The 26,350-nt window shown below is 37.8% G+C and carries 21 protein-coding genes, 1 tRNA gene, 2 pseudogenes and 1 other annotated feature; of the genes and pseudogenes, 21 read left to right on the forward strand and 3 right to left on the reverse strand.

Annotation, left to right across the window (positions count from 1 at the left end):
• Positions 1 to 644 precede the first annotated feature (644 nt).
• The 8 genes from LDX58_RS00065 to ystJ all read left to right on the forward strand — a co-directional run bounded on the left by LDX58_RS00065 (position 645) and on the right by ystJ (position 8,582).
• Positions 645 to 1,952 carry a glycine/sarcosine/betaine reductase component B subunit gene (locus tag LDX58_RS00065; protein ID WP_227934834.1) on the forward strand — a complete coding sequence of 436 codons (1,308 nt, stop codon included), beginning with the start codon at positions 645 to 647 and terminating at the stop codon, positions 1,950 to 1,952.
• Between the two features lie 16 nt (positions 1,953 to 1,968).
• A complete protein-coding gene (locus LDX58_RS00070; RefSeq protein ID WP_227934835.1) occupies positions 1,969 to 3,285 on the forward strand; it encodes a glycine/betaine/sarcosine/D-proline family reductase selenoprotein B in 1,317 nt (438 codons plus the stop codon).
• A 26-nt stretch (positions 3,286 to 3,311) separates the two neighbouring features.
• The gene (grdA, locus tag LDX58_RS00075; protein ID WP_227934836.1) at positions 3,312 to 3,773 is read left to right on the forward strand and encodes a glycine/sarcosine/betaine reductase complex selenoprotein A; all 462 of its coding nucleotides are present in this window, start codon (positions 3,312 to 3,314) and stop codon (positions 3,771 to 3,773) included.
• An 11-nt stretch (positions 3,774 to 3,784) separates the two neighbouring features.
• Entirely contained in the window at positions 3,785 to 4,741 is a 957-nt protein-coding gene (trxB, locus tag LDX58_RS00080; protein WP_227934837.1) for a thioredoxin-disulfide reductase, read from the forward strand.
• Between the two features lies 1 nt (position 4,742).
• On the forward strand, positions 4,743 to 6,188 hold the full coding sequence (grdC, locus tag LDX58_RS00085; RefSeq protein WP_227934838.1) for a glycine/sarcosine/betaine reductase complex component C subunit beta: 1,446 nt from the start codon (positions 4,743 to 4,745) through the stop codon (positions 6,186 to 6,188).
• A gap of 1 nt (position 6,189) precedes the next feature.
• Positions 6,190 to 6,507 carry a thioredoxin family protein gene (locus tag LDX58_RS00090; RefSeq protein WP_227934839.1) on the forward strand — a complete coding sequence of 106 codons (318 nt, stop codon included), beginning with the start codon at positions 6,190 to 6,192 and terminating at the stop codon, positions 6,505 to 6,507.
• 80 nt (positions 6,508 to 6,587) lie between these two features.
• Positions 6,588 to 7,055, forward strand: a complete 468-nt coding sequence (gene grdA, locus LDX58_RS00095; protein ID WP_227934840.1) for a glycine/sarcosine/betaine reductase complex selenoprotein A — start codon at positions 6,588 to 6,590, stop codon at positions 7,053 to 7,055.
• 267 nt (positions 7,056 to 7,322) lie between these two features.
• Positions 7,323 to 8,582 carry an NADP-dependent malic enzyme gene (ystJ, locus tag LDX58_RS00100; RefSeq protein ID WP_227934841.1) on the forward strand — a complete coding sequence of 420 codons (1,260 nt, stop codon included), beginning with the start codon at positions 7,323 to 7,325 and terminating at the stop codon, positions 8,580 to 8,582.
• 424 nt (positions 8,583 to 9,006) lie between these two features.
• Here the strand turns inward: ystJ and LDX58_RS00105 are convergent.
• A tRNA-Sec gene (locus LDX58_RS00105) sits at positions 9,007 to 9,103 on the reverse strand.
• Between the two features lie 105 nt (positions 9,104 to 9,208).
• Here LDX58_RS00105 and selB point away from each other — a divergent pair.
• The 3 genes and pseudogenes from selB to LDX58_RS00120 form a co-directional block, all read left to right on the forward strand.
• Positions 9,209 to 11,131: a selenocysteine-specific translation elongation factor gene (selB, locus tag LDX58_RS00110; protein WP_227934842.1), complete on the forward strand. Its 1,923-nt coding sequence runs from the start codon at positions 9,209 to 9,211 to the stop codon at positions 11,129 to 11,131.
• A gap of 437 nt (positions 11,132 to 11,568) precedes the next feature.
• Positions 11,569 to 11,985: pseudogene (locus tag LDX58_RS00115) on the forward strand (L-lactate permease); the annotation flags it as partial.
• Positions 11,985 to 12,101 (forward strand): annotated as a pseudogene (locus LDX58_RS00120) (LUD domain-containing protein); the annotation flags it as partial. The pseudogenes LDX58_RS00115 and LDX58_RS00120, both read left to right, overlap by 1 nt.
• Before the next feature lie 281 nt (positions 12,102 to 12,382).
• On the opposite strand, the gene LDX58_RS00125 reads toward LDX58_RS00120, so the two are convergent.
• Positions 12,383 to 13,009, reverse strand: coding sequence for an RsfA family transcriptional regulator (locus tag LDX58_RS00125; RefSeq protein WP_227934843.1), 627 nt, complete (start codon positions 13,007 to 13,009; stop codon positions 12,383 to 12,385).
• A 237-nt stretch (positions 13,010 to 13,246) separates the two neighbouring features.
• On the reverse strand, positions 13,247 to 14,521 hold the full coding sequence (locus LDX58_RS00130; protein WP_227934844.1) for a replication-associated recombination protein A: 1,275 nt from the start codon (positions 14,519 to 14,521) through the stop codon (positions 13,247 to 13,249).
• Between the two features lie 285 nt (positions 14,522 to 14,806).
• Between LDX58_RS00130 and LDX58_RS00135 the strand changes: the two genes are divergently transcribed.
• The 10 genes from LDX58_RS00135 to alaS all read left to right on the forward strand — a co-directional run bounded on the left by LDX58_RS00135 (position 14,807) and on the right by alaS (position 26,330).
• Positions 14,807 to 15,502, forward strand: coding sequence for a YczE/YyaS/YitT family protein (locus tag LDX58_RS00135; RefSeq protein ID WP_308017400.1), 696 nt, complete (start codon positions 14,807 to 14,809; stop codon positions 15,500 to 15,502).
• Entirely contained in the window at positions 15,447 to 15,866 is a 420-nt protein-coding gene (gene cymR, locus LDX58_RS00140) for a cysteine metabolism transcriptional regulator CymR (protein ID WP_227934845.1), read from the forward strand. The genes LDX58_RS00135 and cymR overlap by 56 nt, the downstream gene beginning before the upstream one ends.
• Before the next feature lie 226 nt (positions 15,867 to 16,092).
• Positions 16,093 to 17,253, forward strand: coding sequence for a cysteine desulfurase family protein (locus tag LDX58_RS00145; RefSeq protein WP_227934846.1), 1,161 nt, complete (start codon positions 16,093 to 16,095; stop codon positions 17,251 to 17,253).
• A gap of 16 nt (positions 17,254 to 17,269) precedes the next feature.
• On the forward strand, positions 17,270 to 18,379 hold the full coding sequence (mnmA, locus tag LDX58_RS00150) for a tRNA 2-thiouridine(34) synthase MnmA (protein WP_265416513.1): 1,110 nt from the start codon (positions 17,270 to 17,272) through the stop codon (positions 18,377 to 18,379).
• A gap of 79 nt (positions 18,380 to 18,458) precedes the next feature.
• Positions 18,459 to 19,112 (forward strand): tetratricopeptide repeat protein, encoded by a 654-nt coding sequence (locus tag LDX58_RS00155; RefSeq protein ID WP_227934848.1) that lies wholly within the window; start codon positions 18,459 to 18,461, stop codon positions 19,110 to 19,112.
• A gap of 12 nt (positions 19,113 to 19,124) precedes the next feature.
• The gene (recD2, locus tag LDX58_RS00160) at positions 19,125 to 21,431 is read left to right on the forward strand and encodes an SF1B family DNA helicase RecD2 (RefSeq protein ID WP_227934849.1); all 2,307 of its coding nucleotides are present in this window, start codon (positions 19,125 to 19,127) and stop codon (positions 21,429 to 21,431) included.
• Positions 21,432 to 21,475: 44 nt separating this feature from the next.
• On the forward strand, positions 21,476 to 21,949 hold the full coding sequence (locus tag LDX58_RS00165; protein WP_227934850.1) for a PRC-barrel domain-containing protein: 474 nt from the start codon (positions 21,476 to 21,478) through the stop codon (positions 21,947 to 21,949).
• Positions 21,950 to 21,966: 17 nt separating this feature from the next.
• Positions 21,967 to 22,155 (forward strand): YrzR-like zinc ribbon domain, encoded by a 189-nt coding sequence (locus LDX58_RS00170; protein WP_227934851.1) that lies wholly within the window; start codon positions 21,967 to 21,969, stop codon positions 22,153 to 22,155.
• Between the two features lie 144 nt (positions 22,156 to 22,299).
• Positions 22,300 to 23,364 (forward strand): AI-2E family transporter, encoded by a 1,065-nt coding sequence (locus LDX58_RS00175; protein ID WP_227934852.1) that lies wholly within the window; start codon positions 22,300 to 22,302, stop codon positions 23,362 to 23,364.
• Positions 23,365 to 23,409: 45 nt separating this feature from the next.
• Positions 23,410 to 23,616: a binding site (T-box leader), on the forward strand.
• Between the two features lie 74 nt (positions 23,617 to 23,690).
• Positions 23,691 to 26,330 (forward strand): alanine--tRNA ligase, encoded by a 2,640-nt coding sequence (alaS, locus tag LDX58_RS00180; protein ID WP_227934853.1) that lies wholly within the window; start codon positions 23,691 to 23,693, stop codon positions 26,328 to 26,330.
• The last annotated feature ends 20 nt before the right edge of the window (positions 26,331 to 26,350 follow it).

Consider the following 26,350-nt stretch of genomic DNA (forward strand, 5'->3'; position numbering starts at 1 on the left):
TAATCAAAGAAGGCAAAGGGGCTTTGAGTTTGATCTATTAAGCATTCGGATCTGTGATACCAACCCAACAAAACTCAGATCTCCGTGCAACGTTAGTTTTTTCTGCGACTTTACATGCCAAAGATAAAGAAGGTTCTCCAATAGAGAAGGTTCTTACCTAACTTGTAAAAATTGCAGGGAATATCGTGAGATCATATCAATAACATCATTTTTAAAGAATGCAGTAGCTGTCTTTATTTAATATGAATACAGGCCAGCACTTAAATATATAGAAGAATTGCCTTCTCTTTGAGTAGAAAAAGCAAATTAACCACAAAAACCATATAAAGAAAATTCGTACAAAGGGATACGTCTGTCCTTTTCTATCATTGAAGGAATAAAATGATATAATTCCGTTCGCTGTTGCTCAAAAAAGGTGAGAATTATCAAATTCTTTTTGAACAACCTCTCTTACTATAAAACCGTTTTATATACAGAGAAATTACAGTCTATGAAAATATAGACTTTTTTGATTTTAATAATTTTTTTAATAATTCTTAAAAAAGGCATTTACATTTTTAAAAATCAAAACTATACTATAATCATAAACAAATTAACTGATGTTGATTTTTTTATAATCATGATTAATAAAAGGAGGGGAAGTTGTGAAGTTAGAAGTTGGAAATTTTAATGTGAAGGAAATTGTTTTTGGAAACGATACATCCTTCCAAAATGGGATTTTAACTATCAATAAGGAAGAAGCCTTACGTTTTATTTATGAAGACGATAGGATTACATCCGCTGATCTTATCATTACAAAGCCCGGTGAATCAGTGCGAATTACTCCTGTTAAAGAAGCTGTAGAACCTCGTTGCAAAGTATCTGAAGGAGTAATGTTTCCAGGTGTTACGAACAAGTTGGTTGCAGCTGGAAGTGGAAGGACCCATGTTTTAAAAGGGGCTTGTGTTTTAGCTGTAGGACAACACTGGGGGGGATTTCAAGACGGACTCATTGATATGAGTGGTCCAGGAGCTAGACAAACGATCTTTTCTGATTTGTTGAATATATGTTTAGTTGCTGATACGAATGAAGAGTTTGAAAGATATGAGCAACAGAAAAAAAATACAGCATTGCGTTGGGGAGCAATGAGGTTATCTGAGTATTTGGGTAACTGCGTAAGGGATTTGGAACCTGAAGAAATAGAGATCTATAACCATGAGCCACTTGATCAACGAAGCGAAGAAGTTAAGCAACTTCCAGGAGTGGTCTATATCCTTCAACTTCAATCGCAAATGCTTGAAAGCGGTTACAATGCACTCGTATATGGTTGGGATGCTAATCGGATGTTACCGACATACTTAACACCAAATGAATTATTTGATGGAGCTGTTGTATCTGGAAGTTTTATGCCATCATCATCTAAAATTTCTACGTATCAACATGTAAATAACCTTGCAGTTAAACGGTTGCTTAACGAGCATGGTAAAACAATTAATTTTCTTGGAGTCATTATCTCAAACTTAAATGTTCAATTAGATGAGAAAAAACGTTCAGCCCTTTTCGTTAGTAAAATGGCTACATCTTTAGGAGCGCAAGGTGCGGTGATCTCTGAAGAAGGGTATGGAAATCCTGACTCTGATTTTATTCTAGTATACGACCAGTTAGAAGATTGCGGGATTAAAGTTGTCGGTATTACAAATGAATGTACAGGTCGTGACGGGAAATCTCAATCATTGGTTGATTTATCGCAAAAGGCGAATGCGATTGTATCGACAGGGAACGTTTCCGAGCATTTGAAATTAGGTCCAATGGATAAAGTAATCGGTGAACTCGAGGCCTTGGCTAGGGACGGAAATTCTGGTGGATGGGAAGGTTCCGTAAAAGAAGATGGATCTGTCGAAATGGAGAATAACGGTATCTTTTGTGCGGATTCTAGTACCGGAAATCATTATAAAACAGTAGTCGAATATTAAAAAGGGGGGGAGAAAAATGAAAAAAGTTATTCATTATATAAATCAATTTTTTGGTCAAATCGGTGGTGAAGATAAAGCTGATTTTGAACCGGAAATTAAAGATGGTGTCGTTGGACCAGGATTGTTACTCAATAGCTTGTTAGCTCCTGATGCAGAGGTAACACATACGATTATTTGTGGGGACAATTTTATGGGTTCGAGCAAAGAAGAAGCGATTGAAAGGATTTTAGGATTTCTAGAAGATAAAGACTTTGACCTTTTTGTTGCTGGTCCAGCTTTTATGGCAGGACGTTATGGAGTGGCATGTGGGGAAATCTGTAAAGCTGTAAAGGATAAGTTTGGTGTAGAGGTTGTCACGAGCATGTATGTAGAGAACCCAGCAGTGCAAATGTTCCATAAAGATATTTATATTTTCCCTGGTGGAAACAGTGCAGCAGCAATGAGAAAAGACGTTCCTAAAATGGCTACCTTTGTGAAAAAAATTATTCAAGGGGAAGGTCTTAAACCGGCAAAAGAAGAAGGCTATTTCCCGCGAGGCATACGTCATGAGGCTTTTAAAGATTCAGGTGCCGTTGGTGCAGACCGTGCTGTAGAAATGCTGCTAAAGAAACTCAGAGAAGAAGAGTATGAAACGGAAATGCCAATGCCTGTAATAGAAAGAGTTCCGATCGCTCCAGCAGTTAAGGATTTAAGTCGTGCGACAATTGCTCTTGTGAATACAGGAGGAATTGTACCTTTAGGGAATCCTGACAGAATACAATCCGCTTCTGCAACTAAATGGGGAAAGTACGATATAACTAGTCTTGATTCTTTAAAGGCAGGAGAATGGGAAACGATTCATGCGGGATTCGACCCGTCGGCAGCAAATGCAGATCCAAATGTTATCGTACCTTTAGATGCTTTAAAATCACTAGAGAAAGAGGGTAGAATTGGAGCAGTGCATGAGTATGTGTATTCCACTGTAGGCACTGGGACTACTCAGGCAGAAGCGAGCCGCATGGGAGCTGAGATTGCTCAACAACTTCTAGATGCGAATATTTCAGCAGTAATTTTAACTTCCACCTGAGGAACTTGTACTCGTTGCGGGGCAACGATGACCAAAGAAATCGAAAGAGTAGGAATTCCAATAGTTCAAATGGCTAATTTAGTCACGATTGCAGAGACAGTGGGTTCGAATCGAATCGTACCAACTATTTCAATCCCTTATCCTTTAGGAGATCCAAACACATCCAAAGAAGAGCAATGGAAGTTACGTAGGCATCGTGTTGAAGTAGCAATTAACACATTGGCTAGTGAGATAGAAGAAACAACTATATTTGAAGTTAAAATCTAATTTAATTGTTAAAGGGAGGAAGAAAAATGTTAGCAAATAAAAAGGTATTTGTTTTAGGAGAAAGAGATGGTGTACCAGCACCAGCCATTGAAGAGTGTGTGAAAGCTATTGGAGCGGAAGTTATTTACAAAGATACTCAGTGCTTTGTTTGAACGGCTGCAGGTGCAATGGACCAGGTGGTTCAAGAAGAATTAAAGAAAGCAGCAGAAAAATACGGAAATGAGAATGTCATTGTCATTTTGGGTTCACCAGACGAAGATAGTGCAGATATTTTTGCTGAAACGGTTACGGTTGGTGATCCAACCTATGCAGGGCCGTTAGCGGGTGTTGCGTTAGGTTTATCGGTATATCACATTTTGGAAGATGAAGTTAAACAAGACATTCCTGAAGAGGTCTACCAGGAACAAGTTGGTCTAATGGAGCTATCACTTGATAGAGACCTAATTTGCACGACGATGAAAAATGCTAGAGAAAAATTTTTGAAATAGGGGAGGATTTTATGAGTACTGAAAAAGTGTATGATGTCATCATTGCAGGGGCTGGTCCAGCTGGAATGACGGCTGCTGTCTATACTTCTCGGGCAAAGATGGAGACTCTAATGATTGAAAAGGGGCAACCTGGTGGACAAATGACAAAAACAGAAGACATTGAAAACTATCCAGGTTTTGAAACCATATTAGGTCCAGAATTATCAACTAAAATGTTCGAACATTCAAAGAAGTTCGGTGCTGATTATATCCGTGGAGAAATTAAAGAAGTAAAAGATGGTCACCCGTTTAAAACCGTGATCGTGGATGACAAAGAATATAAAACAAAATCAGTCATTATAGCAACTGGTGCCCAACACCGATCAATGGGAGTACCGGGAGAAAAAGAATTGTCTGGTTTTGGAGTTTCCTATTGTGCGGTTTGTGATGGGGCATTTTTTGAAGACCAAGAGTTAGTCGTTGTAGGTGGTGGTGACTCTGCTGTTGAGGAGGCTATCTTTTTAACAAGATTTGCCACAAAAGTAACCATTATCCACCGTCGTGATGAACTACGTGCTCAAAGAATTATTCAAAAACGAGCATTTGATAATGAAAAAATTGATTTCATTTGGAATCATACTGTAGAAGAAGTTCTTGGAGATGGTCTAGTGACAGGTGTCCTAATAAAAGATAGGAATACAGGAGAAGTCAGAGAATTTCCGTGTAGCGGTGTATTTATCTATATCGGTATGGATCCGATTACGGATAGTGTAAAGAATTTAGGAGTAACTAATGAAAATGGCTATATTGAAGTCGATGAAGACATGAAGACCAAAGTCAAGGGAATTCTTTCTGCTGGAGATGTTAATGAAAAAATGCTTCGTCAAGTGATTACCGCAACAGGTGACGGCAGTATCGCAGCATTATCTGCACAACATTATGTAGAAAACTTACAAGAAGAATTAAAAGAAATGAATTTGGAGGTGTAACATGAACGCACCAGTTATTAAAGGAGCATCTTTTGTAATTACTCATACCCCGAGCTTAGTCCGTCATGGATCTAAGCCAGTTAGAGAAATTGAAAAAGATCCAGAAGTACTAGGGAAAATATTAAATGGGTTGCGTAGTTTTGAAGACGCAGTCGCTTATCCACCTAACCAAGTATTTATCGGAAACATGAGGCCAGAACAATTAAAAGAATATGAAAGACCTTGGACAAATACAAGAATTCATCAAGCAGATCGTTTTAGTCCTTATGGTGAGATCCTTCCTGAAGATGAGTTTTATGGTTGGCTTAAAATATCAGACCTTTATAATTTAATCACTTTAGAAAGTGATTTTCTGAATCAAGTGAAAACTCGACTTAACCATCACCCCCTAATAACGGATGAGGATATTGAAAAATTAGGAAGCGGTGTTGGAATCGAAGAAATTGAAGAAAAGCTATTAAAAGGTAATGCGTTACCTCTTCACGTAAAAAAAGATCAATTGATTGGTGTGATTGAAGCAGGGCATGATGAAGATAAATTTTTATCAGCACATATTTTACTAGAAAATCTCAGTAATAAAGCATCTGGAGTTGTTGCCATGCGTCATGCGCTAAAATCTTTTGATGTGACTCCAGAGCAAATTGATTATGTAATCGGTTGTGACGAGGAAGCAGTTGGAGATCGTTATCAACGTGGTGGGGGGAACATGGCAAAATCGATTGCTGAACATGCAGGATGTATTAATGCATCTGGATCTGATGTGAAGTCATTCTGTTGTGCACCAGCACATGCTATGAGTGTGGCTGCAGGTCTTGTTCAATCTGGCATTCATAAAGAGGTGTTAGTGATTGGTGGAGGGTGTTTAGGTAAATTAGGAATGAAGTTTGCTGGGAACCTCTCTAAGGATATGCCTATTACAGAGGATCAAATGGGGGCAATTGCTATTTTAGTTGGTCAAGATGATGGAAAAAGTCCGAAAATACGTCTAGACGCGTTTGGGAAACATGATATTTCGGCGGGGTCTTCGGCTCAAGCGATCTATCAAACATTAGTTGTAAATCCGCTTGAAAGAATCGGTAAAAAGATTACCGATATTGATAAATTTGCTGTTGAACTTCATAATCCAGACGTAACAGAACCTAATGGAAATGGAAACGTTCCGAGAGGGAATTACCGTACACTTGCAGGCATGGCCGTTCTTCGAAAAGAAATGGATCGCTCAGAAATGGATACATTTGAAGATAAACACGGCATGTTAGGCTTTTCGCCAACTCAAGGTCATATCGCATCTGCCATTCCATTCATAGGTCATGCTAGAGAAATGATCATGAATGGAGAAATTGAAAATGCGATGTTTATTGGGAAAGGAAGTCTTTTCTTAGGGAAAATGACTACGCTTTCTGATGGGATGTCATTCTTAATTGAAAAAAATAAAGGGGTTGAATAAGATGATTGCTGTAAATAAGGAAAATTTTAATGACGAAGTTCTTCAATCTGATAAGCCTGTAATTGTGGACTTTTGGGGCCCAAGTTGTCAGCCGTGTCTTAAATTGATGCCGGATGTCGAACAACTCTCTGAAAGTTATGGGGAGCAAGTTAAGATTGTTAAATTAAATAGTGTAGAAAATAGAAGAGTTTGTATTGATCGTCGAGTGATGGGGTTACCTGCTTTTCTAGTGTTTAAAAATGGAGAAGAAGTAAATAGAATTTCAGGTGGAGACATTACAAAAGATGATATCGAAAATTTAATCAAAGAAAATCTTTGATGATCTTTTAAGAGGTTAGTCAAAAAGAAAGTCTTTTTTACCTTTTTGAACACGTACTTTAAATTGAAAGGATGATAAGGATGGATTTAACAAGCAAAAAAGTATTTGTACTAGGAGAAAGAGATGGTGTGCCAGCCCCAGCGATTGAAGAGTGTGTGAAAGCTGTAGGAGCGGAAGTTATTTATAAAGATACTCAGTGCTTTGTTTGAACGGCTGCAGGTGCAATGGACCAGGTGGTTCAAGAAGAATTGAAGAAAGCAGCAGAAAAATTCGGAAATGAGAATGTCATTGTGATTCTAGGTTCACCAGACGAAGATAGTGCAGATATTTTCGCCGAAACGGTTACGGTTGGTGATCCAACCTATGCAGGACCGTTAGCGGGTGTTGCATTAGGGTTAGCTGTTTATCATATTTTGGAAGATGAAATAAAGGTAGCTATTCCAGAAGATGTTTATCAAGATCAAGTTGGTCTAATGGAGCTATCACTTGATAGAGATCAGATTTGCAAGGCGATGGAAAGTGCTAGAGAGAAGTTTTTAATTAGTTGATTTAGTAGTATGGGTAAAACTGGAGTGGAGAGGTTAGTACCATAGATAAAAGAGAGTGAAAGTCCCTTCCTTCTGAAAGGGACTTTTTCATACAAGTAAGATTACTCTTAGGATTTATCATAGCTAAGCCATAAGAAGATTGATGGTACTCGATTACGGTTACAGAAGTGAATTGCACTTCAAAACTAGAAAATGCTTTTTCGGATGTAATTTGTAGTGAAGAAATAAAAAAGAGTTAATAGTGTAATAAAAAGGAGAGTGTATACAGTGACCGACTTTAAAGAGGAAGCTTTGCAAATTCATCGCCTAAACCAAGGAAAGCTTGAAACAGTTCCAAAAGTAACGGTAAGGAACGCTGAGGATTTAAGTTTAGTTTATTCACCAGGGGTAGCAGAGCCTTGTAGAAAAATTAAAGAAGATAAAGAACGTGTATATGAATATACGATGAAAGGCAATATGGTGGCTGTTGTAACGGATGGAACAGCTGTACTTGGACTCGGTAACATTGGTGCAGAAGCCTCTTTACCGGTTATGGAGGGAAAAGCCGTATTATTTAAAAGTTTTGCCGGTGTAGATGCATTTCCTCTAGCTTTGAATACAACAGACATAGATAAAATTGTAGAAACCGTTAAGTTAATTGAACCAAACTTTGGTGGTATTAATCTAGAAGATATTGCTGCTCCCAATTGTTTTATTATTGAAGAGCGTCTCAAAAAAGAAATGAATATTCCTGTATTCCATGATGATCAGCACGGTACAGCTATTGTAACCATTGCTGGGTTATTAAATGCATTAAAATTGGTCAATAAATCTATTTTTGATATAAAAGTTGTAGTTAATGGAGCAGGTGCTGCTGGTATTGCAAATATAAATTTATTGCACCGAATTGGTGTGAAACACATCATTATGTGCGATTCAAAAGGTGTAATTTATGAAGGACGCCCTTATGGAATGAATGAAGCAAAAGAGAAAGTGGCAACATTCACAAACAGAGAGAGAATAGAAGGGACATTGATAGATGCCTTAAAAGGTGCAGATGTATTTATTGGGGTTTCTATTGCTGGTGCACTCACACAAGAAATGATTAAATGCATGAATGATGATTCAATAATCTTTGCTATGGCCAATCCAGATCCTGAAATTATGCCTAATGAAGCAAAAGCAGCTGGAGCAAGAGTTATCGGTACAGGTCGTTCTGATTTTCCTAACCAAGTAAATAACGTTTTAGCTTTCCCAGGTATTTTTCGTGGAGCTCTTGATGTGCAGGCTACTGAAATCAATGAAGAGATGAAGCTTGCAGCAGTTTACGCAATTGCATCTCTTATTTCGGTAGAAGAATTATCAGAGGATTATGTGATCCCAGCCCCCTTTGATTCGCGTGTTGCGCCAACGGTGGCCGCTGCTATTGCTGAGGAAGCAATGAGAACGGGTGTTGCTAGACGTAAAGTTGATCCTCAAGAAATCAAAGTGAAAACACAGCATTTGTCAATGATCGGAATCGAAGAAGCAAAAGCTACAATTTTATAGAGATGCTGTTATGTTGAAAAGGGAACAAAATACGAAGCAGTGATATGAATAAGGATATGAACTTCGAAGTGGATAAGCTCTAGATGAAAACGATAATATTCCTTCATAAGTGTATTTTAAGGATCGCCCCGTACTCATGATGTGTTATGGCTGATGCAGTTGCCCTTAATGCGACTGCATCATCTGTAACAATACAATCTTTTCAAGAGGAAGTAGGGAAATTTTAAAGAAATATTTGGCAGAAGATATCAACAACAAAAGAGAATTCGTTAGTGTGCATGGATAAATTCGTACTTACTTTGATTAGAATGGATTAAAAGGAGATAATGAATTTTTAAGTGAGTGGTGATTGATCTAAAAGTTTGAAGAAAGAGAAAAGAAACATTCAAGAGGTTTTGAGAGGAAATTAAGTTTGATAGTTTAATGGCGGGATTGTGTGGGAATCGAACCCACCGAAGACGGCACGCGCCTCCCAAAAGGTTTTGAAGACCCCGGGGGACACCAGTTCCCCAACCAACCCCATGGTTTAATTAATTCTATTATATACTAAAAGTGATTATTTTATCAAGTAAACGATTGCATTATAACAAAATATTTTTAGTGATTAAATGAAATGTGGTGATTTTATGAAAGATAGATTTTATACAATTGGTATGGCTGGGCATATTGATCATGGAAAAACAGCTCTAACAAAAGCATTAACCAATATTGAGACAGATCGGTTGAAGGAAGAGAAGGAACGTAATATTTCAATTGAACTTGGTTACGCTCCATTAAAGATAAATGCTGAATTTGAAGTTTCTATTATTGATGTGCCGGGGCATGAACGGTTTATTCGACAAATGATTGCTGGTGTCGCAGGAATTGATATGGTGCTACTTATTGTTGCAGCAGATGAAGGAATTATGCCTCAAACAAAAGAACACATTGAAGTTTTATCATTTTTAGGAATTAAACGGGGACTTATTGTCATAACAAAGATTGATCGCGTTGAAGAAGAATTTATAGAATTAGTACAGGAAGATATTAAGGTACATGTAGAAGGTTCTTTTTTAGAACAGGCACCGTTAGCATTTGTAGATAGTATTTCCGGTAAAGGTATTGATGAATTAAAAAATAAAATTCAAATTGAGCTAGTAGATATACCTGGTCGGGGGTGTTATTACCAGGGGGCATTTCGTTTACCTATTGATCAAGTTTTTACCGTGCATGGCCAAGGTACTGTTGTCCGTGGAACAGCTTATGAAGGTACTGTAAGAGAAGGAGATGTCCTAGAAATTTTACCACAGGGTGAAAAGGTAAGGGTAAGACAAATGCAAGTCCACCATCAAGCAAAAAAAGAGGCACATGCAGGACAGAGAGTGGCACTTAACTTGGGTGGGTTATCTAAAGATATGATAAGTCGAGGAGATGTATTAGTTTCACCCAATCATTTTTCAAGAACAGATACAATTGATATTTCACTTCAGACAGTTAAAACGTTAAAACTATCAATTAAACAGCGTTCTTTAGTAAAAGTACATATTGGAACAGCTCAAGTATTTGGGACGATTGTCTTTTTTGATCGCAATCAGTTAGAAGAAGACGAGGAAATACTTTGCCAAGTTCGACTCAATGAACCGATTGTAACAAAAAGAGGAGATCATTTCATTTTACGTAGACCTACACCTCCGGAAATCATTGGGGGTGGAACTGTAATTGACTCCTTTGGAAAACGCTACAAATTCGGAGAAGAGACAGTGAGGATGCTAGTTCGGAAGAAAGAGGGGACCTCGAGTGATCGAATTTTAGATACATTGAAAGAGCATAAATTAATGTCGATCAAACAACTAGTCCAAGAAACAACTTTAATTGAGGAGACAGTAATTGAAAGCATTCAGGTATTATTAGAGCAAGGGGATGTTATTCAAGTTATTGAAGGATATTTCATGATTTCGGAGATATACAATGAAATAACTAATATTGTCCAACTAGATTTACAGGAATATCATTTGAAATTTCCGATGAGAATCGGTAAAAATAAAGCTGAAATCATCCAATCCTTAAAAGCTTATGTACCTCAAAAGACAGCAGAGATTATGATTGACCAACTCATTAAAGAAAAAAAACTAGAAAGAAAAGAGCAATTTCTCACAGGCGTTGGATTTGAACCGAATTATCCTGAAAAGTGGAGAAATCGGATTGAGAATTTATTAAAAAAATTAAAGGGACAAGGATTAAATGTCGATCCATGGGAAGAATTGGTGTCAAAAGAGGGAATTCCTAAAGAGATGCATGATGATTTGAAATTCTTTTTACAAAGTAAAGGAATCACTTATTATCTAGATGAAAAGTACACCATACATAGTAAGGTGTTCGAATATAACCTGCACAAATTAATTGATAAGACGAAAGGTGAATTCACATTAAAAGAAGCGAAGGATGTCTTAACTGTTTCTCGGAAATACGTAGTTCCATTTTTAGAATTACTTGATCATTTAGCCATTACGGAACGGAAAGGAGCTAATAGGTTGTGGTCTATTAATAAAAGAGAACTGAAAATTTTATAGTACCTAAAGCCGTTCCTCCCGGTAATATTTTATTTAACTAGAAAGCTCATTCTCACTACTAAGAATGAGTTTTTGCTTACACCCCCGAAATTTGTTGGTTGTGCAATGTCCTAAGAAATGATTGTAAGCAATAGACAAAAGAAATGTTGAAACGGTAGTAATAAAAATAGAGTAATAGTCCTCATACTTTAATGGCACTATAAATAAGTCCACTTTTAAATAGTTATATGAAAACAAAAATAAAAATAAAGATAAAAATAAAGATAAAATAATCGAGGATCAAGTAAGAAACTACCTCTTTTATTTTGTATGTTCATACAAATACCTTTGTAATAAATATCAATTTTTTGGAGATTATTGAATAATTCTTGAACTTCCCCTATAATGAAAGCACTTTTAATAGGCCATCTGATCTATGTACATTTAGGGGAGTAATGATGAATTTAGGAACATTAGCACTTTTAGCATTGGTTCCAATTTTAGCAGTTTTTCTGTTTTTAGTTTTATTAAAGTGGCCTGCTAAAAGAGCGATGCCATTGTCTTTTCTGATAACAGTGCTTGTCTCACTTTTTGTGTGGGAGGTACCAGGTAATCAGATAGCGGCTGCTAGTATAAAGGGGATTACTACAGCTTTAGAAGTACTATTAATCGTTTTTGATGCAATTCTGTTATTAAATGCATTGAAAGAAAGTGGTGCTATTCGAACGATACGTCAAGATTTCATAGATATATCACCTGACCGTCGTGTTCAAGCCATTATTATTTGCTAGCTATTTGGTTCATTTATTGAAGGGGCTTCTGGTTGGGGTACTCCTGCTGCGATAATAGCACCGCTTTTAGTTGCAATCGGTTTCCTTCTTGTGTGAACTTTATATCTGAACCAAGTAACAGTGCTGATATTGAAATGAATTTAGTTGTAGGAGTCCACGGGCCAGTAAGAACTTGTTATATTATTGTTGAAGGCAAATAGAAGAAGCAGACGCATGTTAAGCGGTTCTAAACCTAGGAGGAAATCCTAAATAGCGTAGAAAATGGAGACGTAGAAATCGTATAGATTTGCTCCTCTTCTTTATTACTGTTATGTAAATAAACGCAAACTAAAGACCTTTTAAAGAATTCGATTTTGTTATTACCGAATTAGCGATCAAATGCTATTAGCCGAGAGATGGGATGACCAATTCTCGGCTAGGATAAGATGTGAATTGTACGTATAAAAACGGCACATTTTACCTGAACTCTCTACAAAGTATTTTATTTAGCCAGTTTCTCCAAATTTCCATTCTTGTCCATTTTGAATGCAGCAGTAGACAGAGATTCTTCATCTTCTAAAATAGCCATTCTTCTAGCTCTGTTCATGATCTGAATAAGAGATTGATAATCCTCTTCAATGATACTATTATCTTGCTTGATTTTCTTTAATTCCCGCTCTAGTTCTTGGTTACGTAATTGTAGATCCCGGTTTTCTTTCATTAGTTTTTCGTTTTCGCGTTCTAAAGCAGGTGATTGCGTGTTTGAATGAATCATTGTCTGTAAGTATTGAACGACAGATTCCAATGACATCTCGCTATCTAGTGATTGTGTCATGTGCTCCATAGTAGGTTGTGGTGTCCACATCGGCCTCATTTGCGGATAATAAGAGAAAGAGGCGGCTCTTTTTCTCTCTTTACGTTCTTTTTTCGCTTCAGCAATATGTTTCATATAGCGGTTACGAACAACTGCGTTCCATCTAAATCCGCAAGCAGCAGAGGTCCTGTTTAGCTCGTCTCCTACTTCATCAAATGCACGAAGTTGCGTGCTTCCTTCTTTAATATGTTTAAGGACAGTTTCTGCTAACAAAACATCATCTTCATGTGACCATGCATCTTGTCTTACTTTCATTCTTATCATCTCCTAAATAGTGTTGTTAACTAGTTGATACAAATTCTAACCAGAAAAAACAACATTTATACAAGGCTGATAGAAAAAGATGAAAGTAATTAATACTGCTTATGAAATAGTGCTTCGACTACTGAAATTAATTTAATCTATAAATATATCGGTTCATATAATTAATTGAGAGAATGAAAAAATTGAATCCATTAAACATTTCAAAGAAGGTGAATGACAGATTGTTATCTATTTATTGCTTTTTTGAAGTCGTTCATACACATCGGCCAATGTTGTTTCAAATTTCCCTGTACGTTTTGGTTGATAATACGAGTTATTTTTTAGGGCGTCAGGAAGGTATTGTTGTTTAACCCATCCATGCTCAAAATCATGAGGATATTTATAGTCAATTCCTCGACCAAGTTGAGCCGAACCTTGGTAATGAGCATCTTTTAAATGTTTCGGAATTACCCCTATTTTACCATTGCGAATGTCTGCCAAAGCGGCATCAAGAGCTTTATAAGCAGAATTCGATTTAGGTGACAGACACAGCTCAATTACAGCATTTGCGAGCGGAATACGGGCTTCTGGTAATCCAAGACGTTCTGCAGATTCAATTGCTGATAAAGTTCTAGAACCTGCTTGAGGGCTTGCAAGACCAATATCTTCATAGGCAATTACGAGCAATCGTCTATGAATGCTAATTAAATCCCCTGCTTCAATTAATCTGGCAAGGTAATGAAGTGCTGCATTCACGTCGCTCCCTCTAATCGATTTTTGGAATGCAGAAAGAACGTCATAGTGTGCATCGCCATCCTTATCATGTTGAAAGCTTTTCTTTTGAATACAAGATTCCGCTGTAGCCAGTGAAATCAATTTTTCACCTTTTTCATTTGGAAAAGTTGATAAAATGGCTAACTCTAAACCATTGAGTGCAGAGCGGACATCTCCACCACATGCTAAAGCTAAATGTTTAAGAGCCTCTTCCTCAACAGTAATTTTTTCTTTTCCATATCCATTAGTTTCATCACGCAATGCACGATTCAAAGCGAGCTCGATATCTGAAACAGTCAATGGTTCGAGTTCAAATATTTGACAGCGGCTGCGAATTGCTGGATTAATAGAATGAAAAGGGTTGGCCGTTGTGGCTCCAATTAGGATAAGAAGACCATTTTCAAGATAGGGCAATAAAAAGTCTTGTTTGCCTTTGTCTAATCGATGGACTTCGTCAAGAATTAAGATAAGTTGTCCGTACATTTTTGCTTCTTCAACAGCAATTTCCATATCTTTTTTATTATTAACAACAGCATTTAGCATTTTTGATGGGGTTCCAGTGGATCCTGAAATGGCACTTGCGATGGACGTTTTTCCGATTCCTGGTGGTCCATATAAGATCATAGATGATAATTGTTCAGCATCAACCATCCTTTTTAAAAGTTTCCCTTCCCCAATTAAATGTTGTTGGCCAATAATATTCTCTATTTTCTTAGGACGCATGCGAAATGCGAGCGGTGTTTTTTTCATTTTTATAGCCTCCATCATACTTGCTGTTATTAGTGTAATGGATGAATAACTAAATGCCAACTAACCTCCTCGGTGCAAAAGTAATAAATTGGAACGAGTAAGTTTTTTTACCCTAATACAATTCGGATAGTACTCATTTGTCTTCGAATCAATTTCTGTTACTGATGTTTTAGTGCGGGTTATTTATAACCCTATTTTCACATCGGAATTTTCCCTGTCTTATAACCAAATTGCTTGATTTTCATGCTATAATGGCAAAGACTTAGTAGAGAGAAGGGATTTCCCTTGGAGAGAATTAATTATGATAAAAACAAGCGTACATTTCTCATTCGTTGGGGTGCGTTTATGTTTGGGTTGATGGTGATGGCTCTGGGGATTGCCATGATGATACGAGCAGAATTAGGGGGTGCTCCATGGGATGTGCTTCATCTAGGGTTAAGTATTCAATTTGGCTTAACGGTTGGATCGTGGTCGATCATTATGGGGGCGCTTGTTTTAGGGATAACAGCTTTGTTAACAAAGTCTTGGCCACAAATAGGGGCTTTCCTAAATATGCTGTTTCTTGGGATTTATATAGATCTTTTTTTATGGCTCCTATCAACACCTACCAACATGATTCTTCAGTACTTAATGCTTGGATTTGGAATTTTAATCATCGGTTTAGGCATTGGTATTTATATAGCACCTAGATGTGGAGCTGGTCCACGTGACAGTTTAATGTTGGCACTACAAGAGAAAACAGGTTGGAAAGTGCAATATGTTCGAGTACTAATGGAAGTGGCTGTGCTCATCCTTGGATGGTTGATGGGGGGGACGGTTTTTATTGGGACCGTGTTATTTTGTTTTGGGATCGGCTCTATTGTAGGGGTTACATTGCCACTGTGTCAGCGAATATTTGAGTTAATTATGGAAAGAGGGAACAAGGATGAAGATATCAACAAAGGGTCGTTACGGACTTACTATCATGATGGCGTTAGCTAAACAAGTTGGTGAAGGTCCTATCTCATTAAAATCAATTGCAAAGGAATATGATCTATCGGAGCATTACTTAGAACAATTGATCGCTCCTCTTCGAAATGCGACGCTTGTTAAAAGTGTTCGTGGTGCCTATGGTGGCTATATGCTTGCAAAAGAAGCAAAAGATATAACTGCAGGCGATATTATTCGAGTTCTCGAGGGTCCAATTAGTCCAGTTGAAGTAATGGATGATGAAGAGCCAGCAAAACGTAACTTATGGATAAAAATCCGCGATGCTGTCAAGGATGTACTAGACAACACAACACTCGAAGACCTAGCAACCTACGAAGACTCAGGCGACCAAGAATATTATATGTTTTATATTTGAGAGTTACCACAAAAAGGTACGGTCTTAACCTTTTTGTGGTAACTCGAAGCAATGAGCGGAACCGTTGCAAGGTTTTAAGCCTGTTATGAGTGGGTTTCTCATAACAGGCGCGCAGCGAGAGAAGCCATTGCCCTCTTTGAAAAAGCTAAATTCTTTTAAAAAGGTACGGTCTTAACCTTTTTGAAACAACTAGAATAGATATTCTTACTAAAGAAGGTGAACTTACGTGGAAGTAGTTTATGTCGACCACGCCGCAACATCTCCACTTCATTCAGATGTAGTAGAAGCAATGCTTCCATATTTTCATACGTACTTTGGCAATCCTTCAAGTATCCATCAGATTGGCAGACAAGCGAGGCAAGCGGTAGGTCAAGCACGTGCGACAATCGCTCGAAAGCTCCATGTTTCAGAGCAAACCCTTGTGTTTACAAGCGGTGGAACGGAAGCAGATAACATGGCGATAATAGGTTACGCGCTTGAGCATGAAAAATTAGGGAATCATATTATTACTTCAGAAATTGAACATCATGCTGTGTTACACGCCTGCCAAGAACTAGAAAAACGAGGCTTTGAAGTAACCTATTTACCGGTCGATGAAACAGGAAGAGTCAAGCTAAATGATGTACAAACAGCTTTAAGGGATGATACTATTCTTGTTACGCTAATGTTTGGTAATAATGAAGTGGGAACGATTCAACCTATTAAAGAAGTTGGTGAGCTTTTAAAAGATCATCAAGCTGTATTTCACACAGATGCAGTACAAGCATGTGGCGTAGTCGATTTACAATTAAACGAGTTACCGATAGATATGCTTTCTGTCTCTGCTCATAAAATTAATGGTCCAAAGGGAATTGGTCTTTTATATATTCGAGAGACGATCAAATTAAGACCCGTTCTTTTTGGTGGTGAGCAAGAAAGGAAGCGAAGAGCAGGTACAGAGAATGTGGCAGCCATTGTCGGCTTTGCTAAAGCATTGAAGATTGCCGCTGAGTCTATTAATGAAAGGCAAGAGCTGTATCAGCAGTTTGCACGGATCTTAATCGATACATGGTCAAAAGAAGAGGTCCTGTATTCTATTAATGGACATCAACATGAGCGGCTGCCGCACATCATAAATGTCAGTTTTCCAGGTGTGAATATCGAATCGCTCTTGATGAATCTAGATTTAGCAGGGATTGCCGCATCAAGCGGTTCTGCTTGTACAGCAGGTTCGATTGAGCCTTCACATGTACTCGTAGCAATGTTTGGTGAATCAAGCGAACGAATCCAATCAGCAATTCGTTTTAGTTTTGGATTAGGTAATACAGTTGAACAGATTGAACGTGTTGCTAAAGAATCAGCTTTAATCGTAAAACGGCTCAGGCAACAAAGTGAATTTATCAGCTAGAAGACATAGGTGGTGGATGAATGTGAATAAGCGACCTGAAGAAACAAGAGTCGTAGTTGGAATGTCCGGAGGGGTAGACTCTTCCGTAACAGCCTTACTTCTTAAAGAACAAGGCTATGATGTGATTGGAATCTTTATGAAAAATTGGGATGACACCGATGAAAATGGTTTCTGTACAGCAACTGAAGATTATGAAGATGTAGTTCGTGTTTGTAATCAAATTGGTATTCCGTATTATGCCGTGAATTTTGAAAAGCAATATTGGGATAAGGTGTTCACCTATTTCTTAGAAGAATATAAGTCTGGACGTACGCCAAACCCTGATGTGATGTGTAATAAGGAAATTAAATTTAAAGCTTTCTTAAATCACGCTATGACTCTCGGTGCTGATTATGTCGCTACAGGTCATTATGCACGCGTGGAAGAGAAAGACGGAGAATTTGTTTTACTTCGAGGCGTGGATGATAATAAAGATCAAACATACTTTTTAAATGCACTTTCGCAAAAACAATTATCTAAAACAATGTTTCCAATTGGGAATATCCCTAAAAAAGAAGTACGTGAAATTGCTTTAAAAGCAGATCTGGCGACGGCTAAGAAAAAAGATAGTACTGGAATTTGTTTTATCGGTGAGCGGAATTTCAAAGAATTTTTAAGTGAATTTTTGCCGGCTCAACCTGGTGACATGGAAACATTAGAAGGGGAAGTAAAAGGTCAGCATGATGGTCTGATGTATTACACACTTGGTCAACGACAGGGTCTTGGAATTGGCGGAGCTGGTGAACCTTGGTTTGTAATTGGAAAAGACCTAGAACGAAATGTGTTACATGTCGGACAGGGGTTCCATCATGAAGGGTTATACTCGGAAGGTTTAGATGCGATCGGAATGAACTGGATTGGGGAAATACCGACAGAAAAAGAATTTACTTGCACAGCTAAGTTTCGATATCGACAAGACGATCAAAGGGTAACCGTTTATCCTGGAGAGAATGAAACGCTAAGAGTTTTGTTTCATGAACGACAACGGGCTGTAACTCCTGGACAGGCTGTTGTTCTATATGAAGGTGAAGTTTGTCTTGGTGGCGGGACGATTGATCATGTTATTAAGAAGTGGGAAAATGCCTAATTGATAGGCATTTTCTTTTTTCAGTCATCAAGAATTTGGGTACGGTTTTGAAAATAGTAATTGAAAGCGAGGGACATATATGTCTAATGAAAAAGGTATTGCATATATGAATGAGCAAAAGTATGAAGAAGCGGCAAAAATGTTTAATGATGCGATTGAGGAGAATCCTAAAGATCCAACTGGTTTCATCAATTTCGGCAACTTACTGGGTGTATTGGGAGACTTTGAACGGGCTTTAACTTTCTTTGATAAGGCAATTGAGCTTGATGACCATGCGGCTACTGCTTACTACGGAGCGGGAACGATTTATTATAAACAAGATCAATTTGAAGAAGCGACAAAGATGTTTAAGAAAGCTCTAATTGAAAAATTAGATGAAACGGATGTCCATTTTATGTTAGGGATGAGCTATTATCAACTAGGTGCATTACCACATGCTTTAGCTTCTTTTAAAAGAACGGTAGAACTTCAGCCAAAAGACATTGACGGTCGTTTTCAATATGGATTATGCTTAGCACAATTAGAAAAAATTGATGAGGCTATAAATGAGTTTGAAAAGGTTATAAAATTGAACGATCAACATGCGGATGCTTACTTTAATTTAGGTGTAGCTTACGCTTATAATGAGCGTGCAGAAGATGCTTTATCAGCTTTTGATCAAGCTCTCATTATTCAACCAGATCATGCATTAGCAGCAAATGGAAAGAAAACAATCGAACAAGCCATCAAGTAAGGATGATGACATGTGAATGAAGAATCAATTTTGCCTGAAGAAGAACAAAGCATTGAGCGAGGTTTTATAAAAGGAAATGTCATTCATATTGTTTTTCGGAATGAGGAAAACTTTTATACGGTTGCCCTCATTCGTGTACAACAAACGAATGAAGACTTAAAAGAGAAGAAATTAACAGTTGTCGGTGTTCTACCTAAATTAGAACAAGAGGAGACCTTTTTGTTTTTTGGTCAAATAATTGCTCACCCTAAATTTGGTGTTCAATATCAAGTCGAACAATTTAGAAGAGATTTACCTCAAACAAAACATGGAATCATTCAATACTTATCTAGTGATCGATTTCCTGGCATAGGAGCTAAAACAGCTGAATCGATTGTAGAAGTCTTGGGTGAACGTGCCATTACACGCATTGTTGAAAGTCGATCTGTGTTAGATGTAGTACCTAAATTACCAAAAGAAAAAGCTGATGCTTTGTATGAACAACTTATTGATCAACAAGGCGTTGAACAAGTTCTAATGACGTTATCGAAGCATGGGTTCGGTGTAGAGTTATCCATGAAAGTCTATCAAGCTTATGGATTACAAGCGATTGACATTATACAGACGAACCCTTACCAATTAATTGCCGATGTTGAGGGAATAGGTTTTAGAAAAGCGGATTTATTAGGAGCTGCTATTGGTATTACTGGGAATCATCCAGACCGGATTCGTGCAGGGTGTCTTTTCTTGATTCAGGAACTTTGTCTTCAGGATGGACATGTGTTTCTTGAGAGGCATACCCTTATTCCTCATGTTGTTTCCTTGCTTTCATCATATGAAATTAAAATAACTGATCAAGAAGTGGAACAACAAATTGAGTTGATGCATGAAGAAGATGTGATTCATCTAGAAGAAACGCGAGTATATATTAAATCCCTTTATTTTGCTGAAAAAGGAATCGTTTCAAGTGCGCGTAGACTCTTAAGTGAGGAAGTAAAAGATGAGTTCCCAGAGGCAGAATTCTTAAAAACGTTAGGAAAACTAGAAGAAGAGTTTAAAATGGAATACGCACCTTCTCAAAAAGAAGCCATCCAAACGGCTTTATCCTCTCCTTTGATGATTTTAACGGGAGGTCCGGGTACAGGGAAAACGACTGTTATTAAAGGAATCGTTGAACTATATGCGCGTTTACATGGAATTTCATTGGACGAAAAAGCATACACCAAAACAAATCCATTTCCAATTTTACTCGTGGCACCAACAGGAAGAGCTGCAAAGCGGATGAGTGAGGCTACCGAGCTTCCTGCAACAACCATTCATCGCCTTCTTGGTTGGAAAGGAGGTAACGGAGGTTTTGAAAAAGGAGATCATGAACCTCTTGAAGGAGAGCTCTTAATTGTTGATGAGAGCTCAATGGTGGACATCTGGCTAATGAACCAATTATTAAAATCTGTGCCAAAAGGGATGCAAGTCGTTCTAGTAGGAGATCAGGATCAACTGCCATCCGTTGGACCAGGGCAGGTGCTACGTGATTTTCTTGATTCAACGGTTATTCCAACCGTTCCTTTAATTGATATTTATCGACAAGCTGAAGGGTCATCTATTATTGAGTTAGCTCATGCCATGAAGCAAGGGTCGGTGCCTGTTAATTTACCGGAACCTCAAAAGGATCGCCGGTTCTTTCCTTGTCAAATGGATCACGTTCAACAGGTTGTTGCGCAAATTTGTGAAAATGCTATGAAAAAGGGATATACGGCAAAAGACATTCAAGTTTTAGCTCCTATGTACAAAGGCAGTGCTGGAATTATTGAACTAAATAGGATGCTTCAAAATTTATTTAATCCAAAGACAGAACAAAGGCGAGAATTGAGCTTTGGAGATGTGGCATTTCGAACTGGAGACATGGTTTTACAGTTAGTCAATAATCCCGATGAGAATGTATACAATGGTGATCGTGGAGAAATTGTTGCGATCTTTTATGCAAAAGAAAACCAAGAAAAACAAGATCAATTGGTTATTTCTTTTGATGGAATTGAAGTCGTTTATTTAAAAAAAGATCTGAATCAAATCACGCATGCCTATTGTTGTTCGATTCATAAAGCTCAAGGAAGCGAATTTCCAATTGTTGTTATGCCTGTTGTAAGAAACTATGGAAGGATGCTTAGACGCAACTTATTATATACAGGGTTTACACGTGCAAAGCAATTCTTATTGTTGTGTGGAGATCTTAAAGCAATTCAATCGGCTATTACGCAAAAAGAAGAATTAATAAGAAATTCAATGTTACAGTCAAAGTTGCAAAGTTTAACAGTGGAAAAAGCTAACCAACATAACAGATGAATAATTGCCACAAACTAAAACTGTTCGGAAAGGTGGCGATTGCTTTGCGTACTTTTTCAACAGTCGAAGGTTTACCGATTATTTCCTTATCTAATGGAAACGAATATGGACATGTTCAAGATCTCCTTTATCAGGATGGGTCTGTGATAGGCTTTCTTATTACCCCTAAAGGATGGTTTACAAAACATCAGTTTTTACCTGTTACGTCTATTGAGGCTATCGGAACAGACGGAGTGATGATTTCTGACTCCCATGTTTTAAAACCGATTACCGATAATGAAAAAAAGGCCTTTCCTTTAAAGACTGGAAAGAGACGTCTTCATGGTACCGCAATACTCACGGCTGAAGGGGAAAAATTAGGTCTTCTCGAGGACGTATACTTTCAGGAAGAAATGGGAACGATTATAGGGTATGAAGTGACGGAAGGGTTGGTAGCAGACCTAGTTGAAGGACGTAGTGTCGTCAAAAGCAATGCAAAGCTGACGATCGCTGGGGGACGTGCCATCCTAACGGAATAGAAGGGAGCCTTATAATCATGCGTTGTCCTAATTGCCAGAGTAAAGATATCGGAAAAATTGGTACGAACCAATATTATTGCTGGAATTGTTTTGTTGAAATGAGTTTATTAAAAGGCAGACTTTCGATGCATCAAGTAGAGGAAGATGGCTCGTTAAGCTCATTGGATGATTTATTTGAAGATCAGGACCTTCAAGTTGGAATGTAACTGCTTATTAGGTCTGCAGTCGTTTGAAAAAAGAGTGATTCTTTAAAGTTGGCTTGTTGCAAAATATAGCCGATGGAAAAGGGTCTCTCTTTTTTTGAATGAATAAATGGCGTATGAACACAATAATAGTTGGGGGTGTACAGGATGAACAAGGAAATACAGCAAAAATGGATGTATAGACTAATCCTGAGTTTACTGTCTCTATTGATCATTTACTTGACTTTCCAACTACTACCATTATTATTGCCATTGGCTAATGTCTTTAAAGCATTGCTTTTACCTGTGGGAATTGCTGTTATCCTAACCTATTTACTACACCCTTTAGTTGAGAAATTACATGATGTAGGCTTATCAAGAGGACTGGCTGTTTTACTCGTTTTTTTTATTATTTTATTTTTATTTACCTTTCTTTTAATAATTGGCTTACCAGCTTTTATCAAACAAATACAGCATGCATTTGAAACGATACCAGAACAAATTAGCCAGTTAGAAAGAGAAACAGCGCGTATTCAACAGCAACTTGATAATTTACCTGGGCCATTGCAACAACAATCCCAGGAATGGAGCGTCCAGCTAGAAAAGGTTGGTCAGAATGTCTTTGATCAAGTAGAAGCAGTCGCTTTATTTCTAGTGAAATCTGTATTTTCCTTTATTGTTATTCCGTTTCTAGTGTTCTTTTTTCTAAAAGATCATGACCTCATTCAGAAATCAACATGGTATCTTACTCCAAGAAAATGGAGAAGTGCACTCAAACGATACATTAAAGACGTTGACTATACGTTTGGGAGTTATATCCGTGGACAATTACTGGTCTCATTATCTGTCTTTATCATTTCAACAATTGGTTTATGGGTAGTAGGTGTACCATATCCAATTGTTTTAGGTTTTTTTATGGGAATCATGGATTTAATACCTTATTTCGGCCCTTTTATAGGAGCAGTTCCAGCAGTGGTGATAGCCTTTTTACAATCTTGGCAACTGGGGATGTTTACGATCATTTTAATATTTGTTATTCAACAAATAGAAGGGAATATTCTCTCACCATTGATTGTTGGGAAGACGTTACATCTTCATCCGGCCCTCATTATTTTAGCTCTTCTTGTTGGAGTTGAAGTGGGTGGGTTTATTGGGATGTTAATAGCTATACCTATATTAGCTATTGGTAAGGTTACCCTCTTGCATATTCGACTTCATTTTATGAAAGATTGACAATCGCTTTCTCTATTTCTATAATATAAGTGCAAATAGACAAGTTAGAAAACGTTGAAGGAAGAAGTATGAAGCAGCCCGTTTCAAGAGAGATATACCCATTGGCTGAGAGGTATATTAAACGAAGAGTTTCAGAAAGCTACTCCTGAGTGCAGATAATCTCTGACGTTCGCCGCGTTAAGGCATTAAGTGATAGACTTAAAATGTCTATAATTAGGGTGGTACCGCGTGATCATAACTCTCGTCCCTTTATTGGGATAGGGAGTTTTTTTTGTTTTTAAGTAAGTGTTTACACGATTTATTACATAAACAAGGAGATGACTAAATTGAAAAAACATACGTCTGCACAAGTTCGTCAAATGTATTTAGATTTCTTTAAGGAAAAAGGACATGATATTGAACCAAGTGCTTCACTTGTTCCTCATGAAGATCCAACGTTATTATGGATTAATAGCGGGGTAGCAACACTTAAGAAATATTTTGATGGACGTGTCATACCTGAAAATCCAAGAATTACGAATGCCCAAAAATCTATTCGCACCAACGATATCGAGAATGTCGGGAAGACTGCACGCCATCATACATTTTTTGAAATGTTGGGTAATTTCTCAATTGGGGATTACTTTAAAGAAGAAGCCATTGAGTGGGCTTGGGAATTTTTAACGAGTGACAAATGGATTGGTTTTGAAGGAGACAAGTTATCTGTCACGGTTCACCCTGAAGATGATGAGGCTTATGATTATTGGAAGGGAAAAATTGGCATACCAGAAGAGCGAATCATTAGATTAGAGGGGAACTTTTGGGATATTGGTGAAGGTCCAAGTGGCCCTAATACAGAGATTTTTTATGATCGTGGTCCTAGTTATGGGAATGATGAGAATGATCCAGAACTTTATCCAGGTGGTGAAAACGATCGTTATTTAGAAGTATGGAACTTAGTATTTTCGCAATTTAACCATAATCCTGATGGTACATATACTCCGTTACCAAAGAAAAACATTGATACAGGGATGGGTTTAGAACGCATGGTTTCAGTTATTCAAGATGTTCCAACGAACTTTGAAACAGATTTATTCTTACCGATTATTCAAGCAACAGAAGAGATTTCCGGAGTTAAGTACGGGCAGAATCAAGAAATTGATGTAGCTTTTAAAGTCATTGCTGATCATGTGAGGACGGTTGCTTTTGCAGTAACAGATGGAGCTCTTCCATCCAATGAAGGAAGAGGATATGTTTTAAGACGCTTGCTTCGTCGAGCTGTTCGTTACGCAAAATTAATCAACATTCATCGTCCTTTTATGTTTCAACTAGTACCAGTTGTTGGAGAGATCATGGTTGATTTCTATCCAGAAGTAAAGGCTAAAACTGAATTTGTTCAAAAAGTATTAAAAAATGAAGAAGAGCGATTCCATGAAACATTAAATGAGGGATTAGCGATTCTTGGAAAGGTACTTGAGGACGCTGTTGCATCAGGAAAGTCAACGATTGATGGTGCTGATGTATTCCGTTTATACGATACGTATGGGTTCCCTGTTGATCTAACAGAAGAATATGTCCAGGAAAAAGGACTAGAAATCGATCGTCAAGGCTTTGAGCGTGAAATGGAAGGCCAACGTGAACGTGCTCGTTCTGCACGTCAAGAATCAGGATCGATGCAAGTGCAAGATGAGATCCTTGGTCAAATTACGACAGCGAGTAAATTTGTTGGTTATGACCACTTGAAGGTTGATGCCAAGGTTGAAATTATTATAGCTGAAAAAGAGGTTAGAGATTCTGTGTCTGCAGGAAACACAGCACAAATTATTTTAAATGAAACACCATTTTATGCGGAGAGTGGCGGTCAAGTTGCCGACACGGGAATCATTCAAGGTGAAAAAGTGTTTGCAGAAGTTACTGAAGTTATTAAAGCACCAAACGGACAACATCTTCATACGATTTTGATTAAAGAAGGTGTTCTTGAAAAAGGTGCAGCTGTTACTTGTGTGGTTGAAGAAACAGAGCGTGTATCGATTGTGAAAAATCATACGGCGACTCACCTTTTACACCAAGCTTTAAAAGATGTTCTTGGTACTCATGTTAATCAAGCTGGTTCTCTTGTATCGGAAGATCGTCTCCGCTTTGACTTCTCTCATTTTGGGCAAGTAACAGCAGAAGAAATTACACAGGTAGAAGATATCGTTAATGAACAAATCTGGAACGCTCTTAAAGTTGATATTTCTTTGAAAAATTTAGCTGAAGCTAAAGAAATGGGTGCAATGGCTTTATTTGGCGAGAAATATGGAGAAACTGTTCGTGTAGTTAAAGTTGGTGACTATAGTTTAGAGCTTTGTGGTGGTTGCCATGTTCGTAATACCGCTGAAATAGGGCTGTTCAAACTTGTTTCAGAATCAGGTATTGGGGCTGGTATTCGTCGTATTGAGGCGGTGACTGGAAAAGATGCCTATGAACACATGAATGCTCAAATCCAATTGTTGAAAGATGTTGCATCAAGTTTAAAAGTGAAACGTGTGCAGGATGTACCTGCTAGGATTGAAGCAACTCAACAACAAATTCGTGAATTACAGCGTGATAATGAATCATTAACAGCTAAATTGGGTAATATGGAAGCTGGAAACCTTGTGAATGAAGCTGTAACGGTTAATGGAGTGACGGTTCTTTCTAAAAAAGTAGATGCCGCAGATATGGATGGCTTACGAGGGATCGTTGACAAATTAAAGCAAGACCTTTCATCGGGTATTATTGTTTTAGGTGCAGTCTCAGGTGATAAAGTTAATATTGTAGCAGGAGTGACAAAAGACCTTAATTCAAAAGGTTATCATGCTGGTAAAATTGTTAAGGAAGTGGCAACGCGTTGTGGCGGAGGCGGAGGTGGCCGCCCAGACATGGCGCAAGCTGGAGGGAAAAATCCAGCTGAGCTAGAAGGTGCACTGGCTTTTGTAGAAGAATATGTTAATACGATTTCCTAATTGGGGTTTTATGGTGTACA

It is taken from the genome of Alkalihalobacillus deserti (assembly GCF_020734105.1).
Lineage (GTDB): Bacteria > Bacillota > Bacilli > Bacillales > Bacillaceae_D > Halalkalibacter > Halalkalibacter deserti.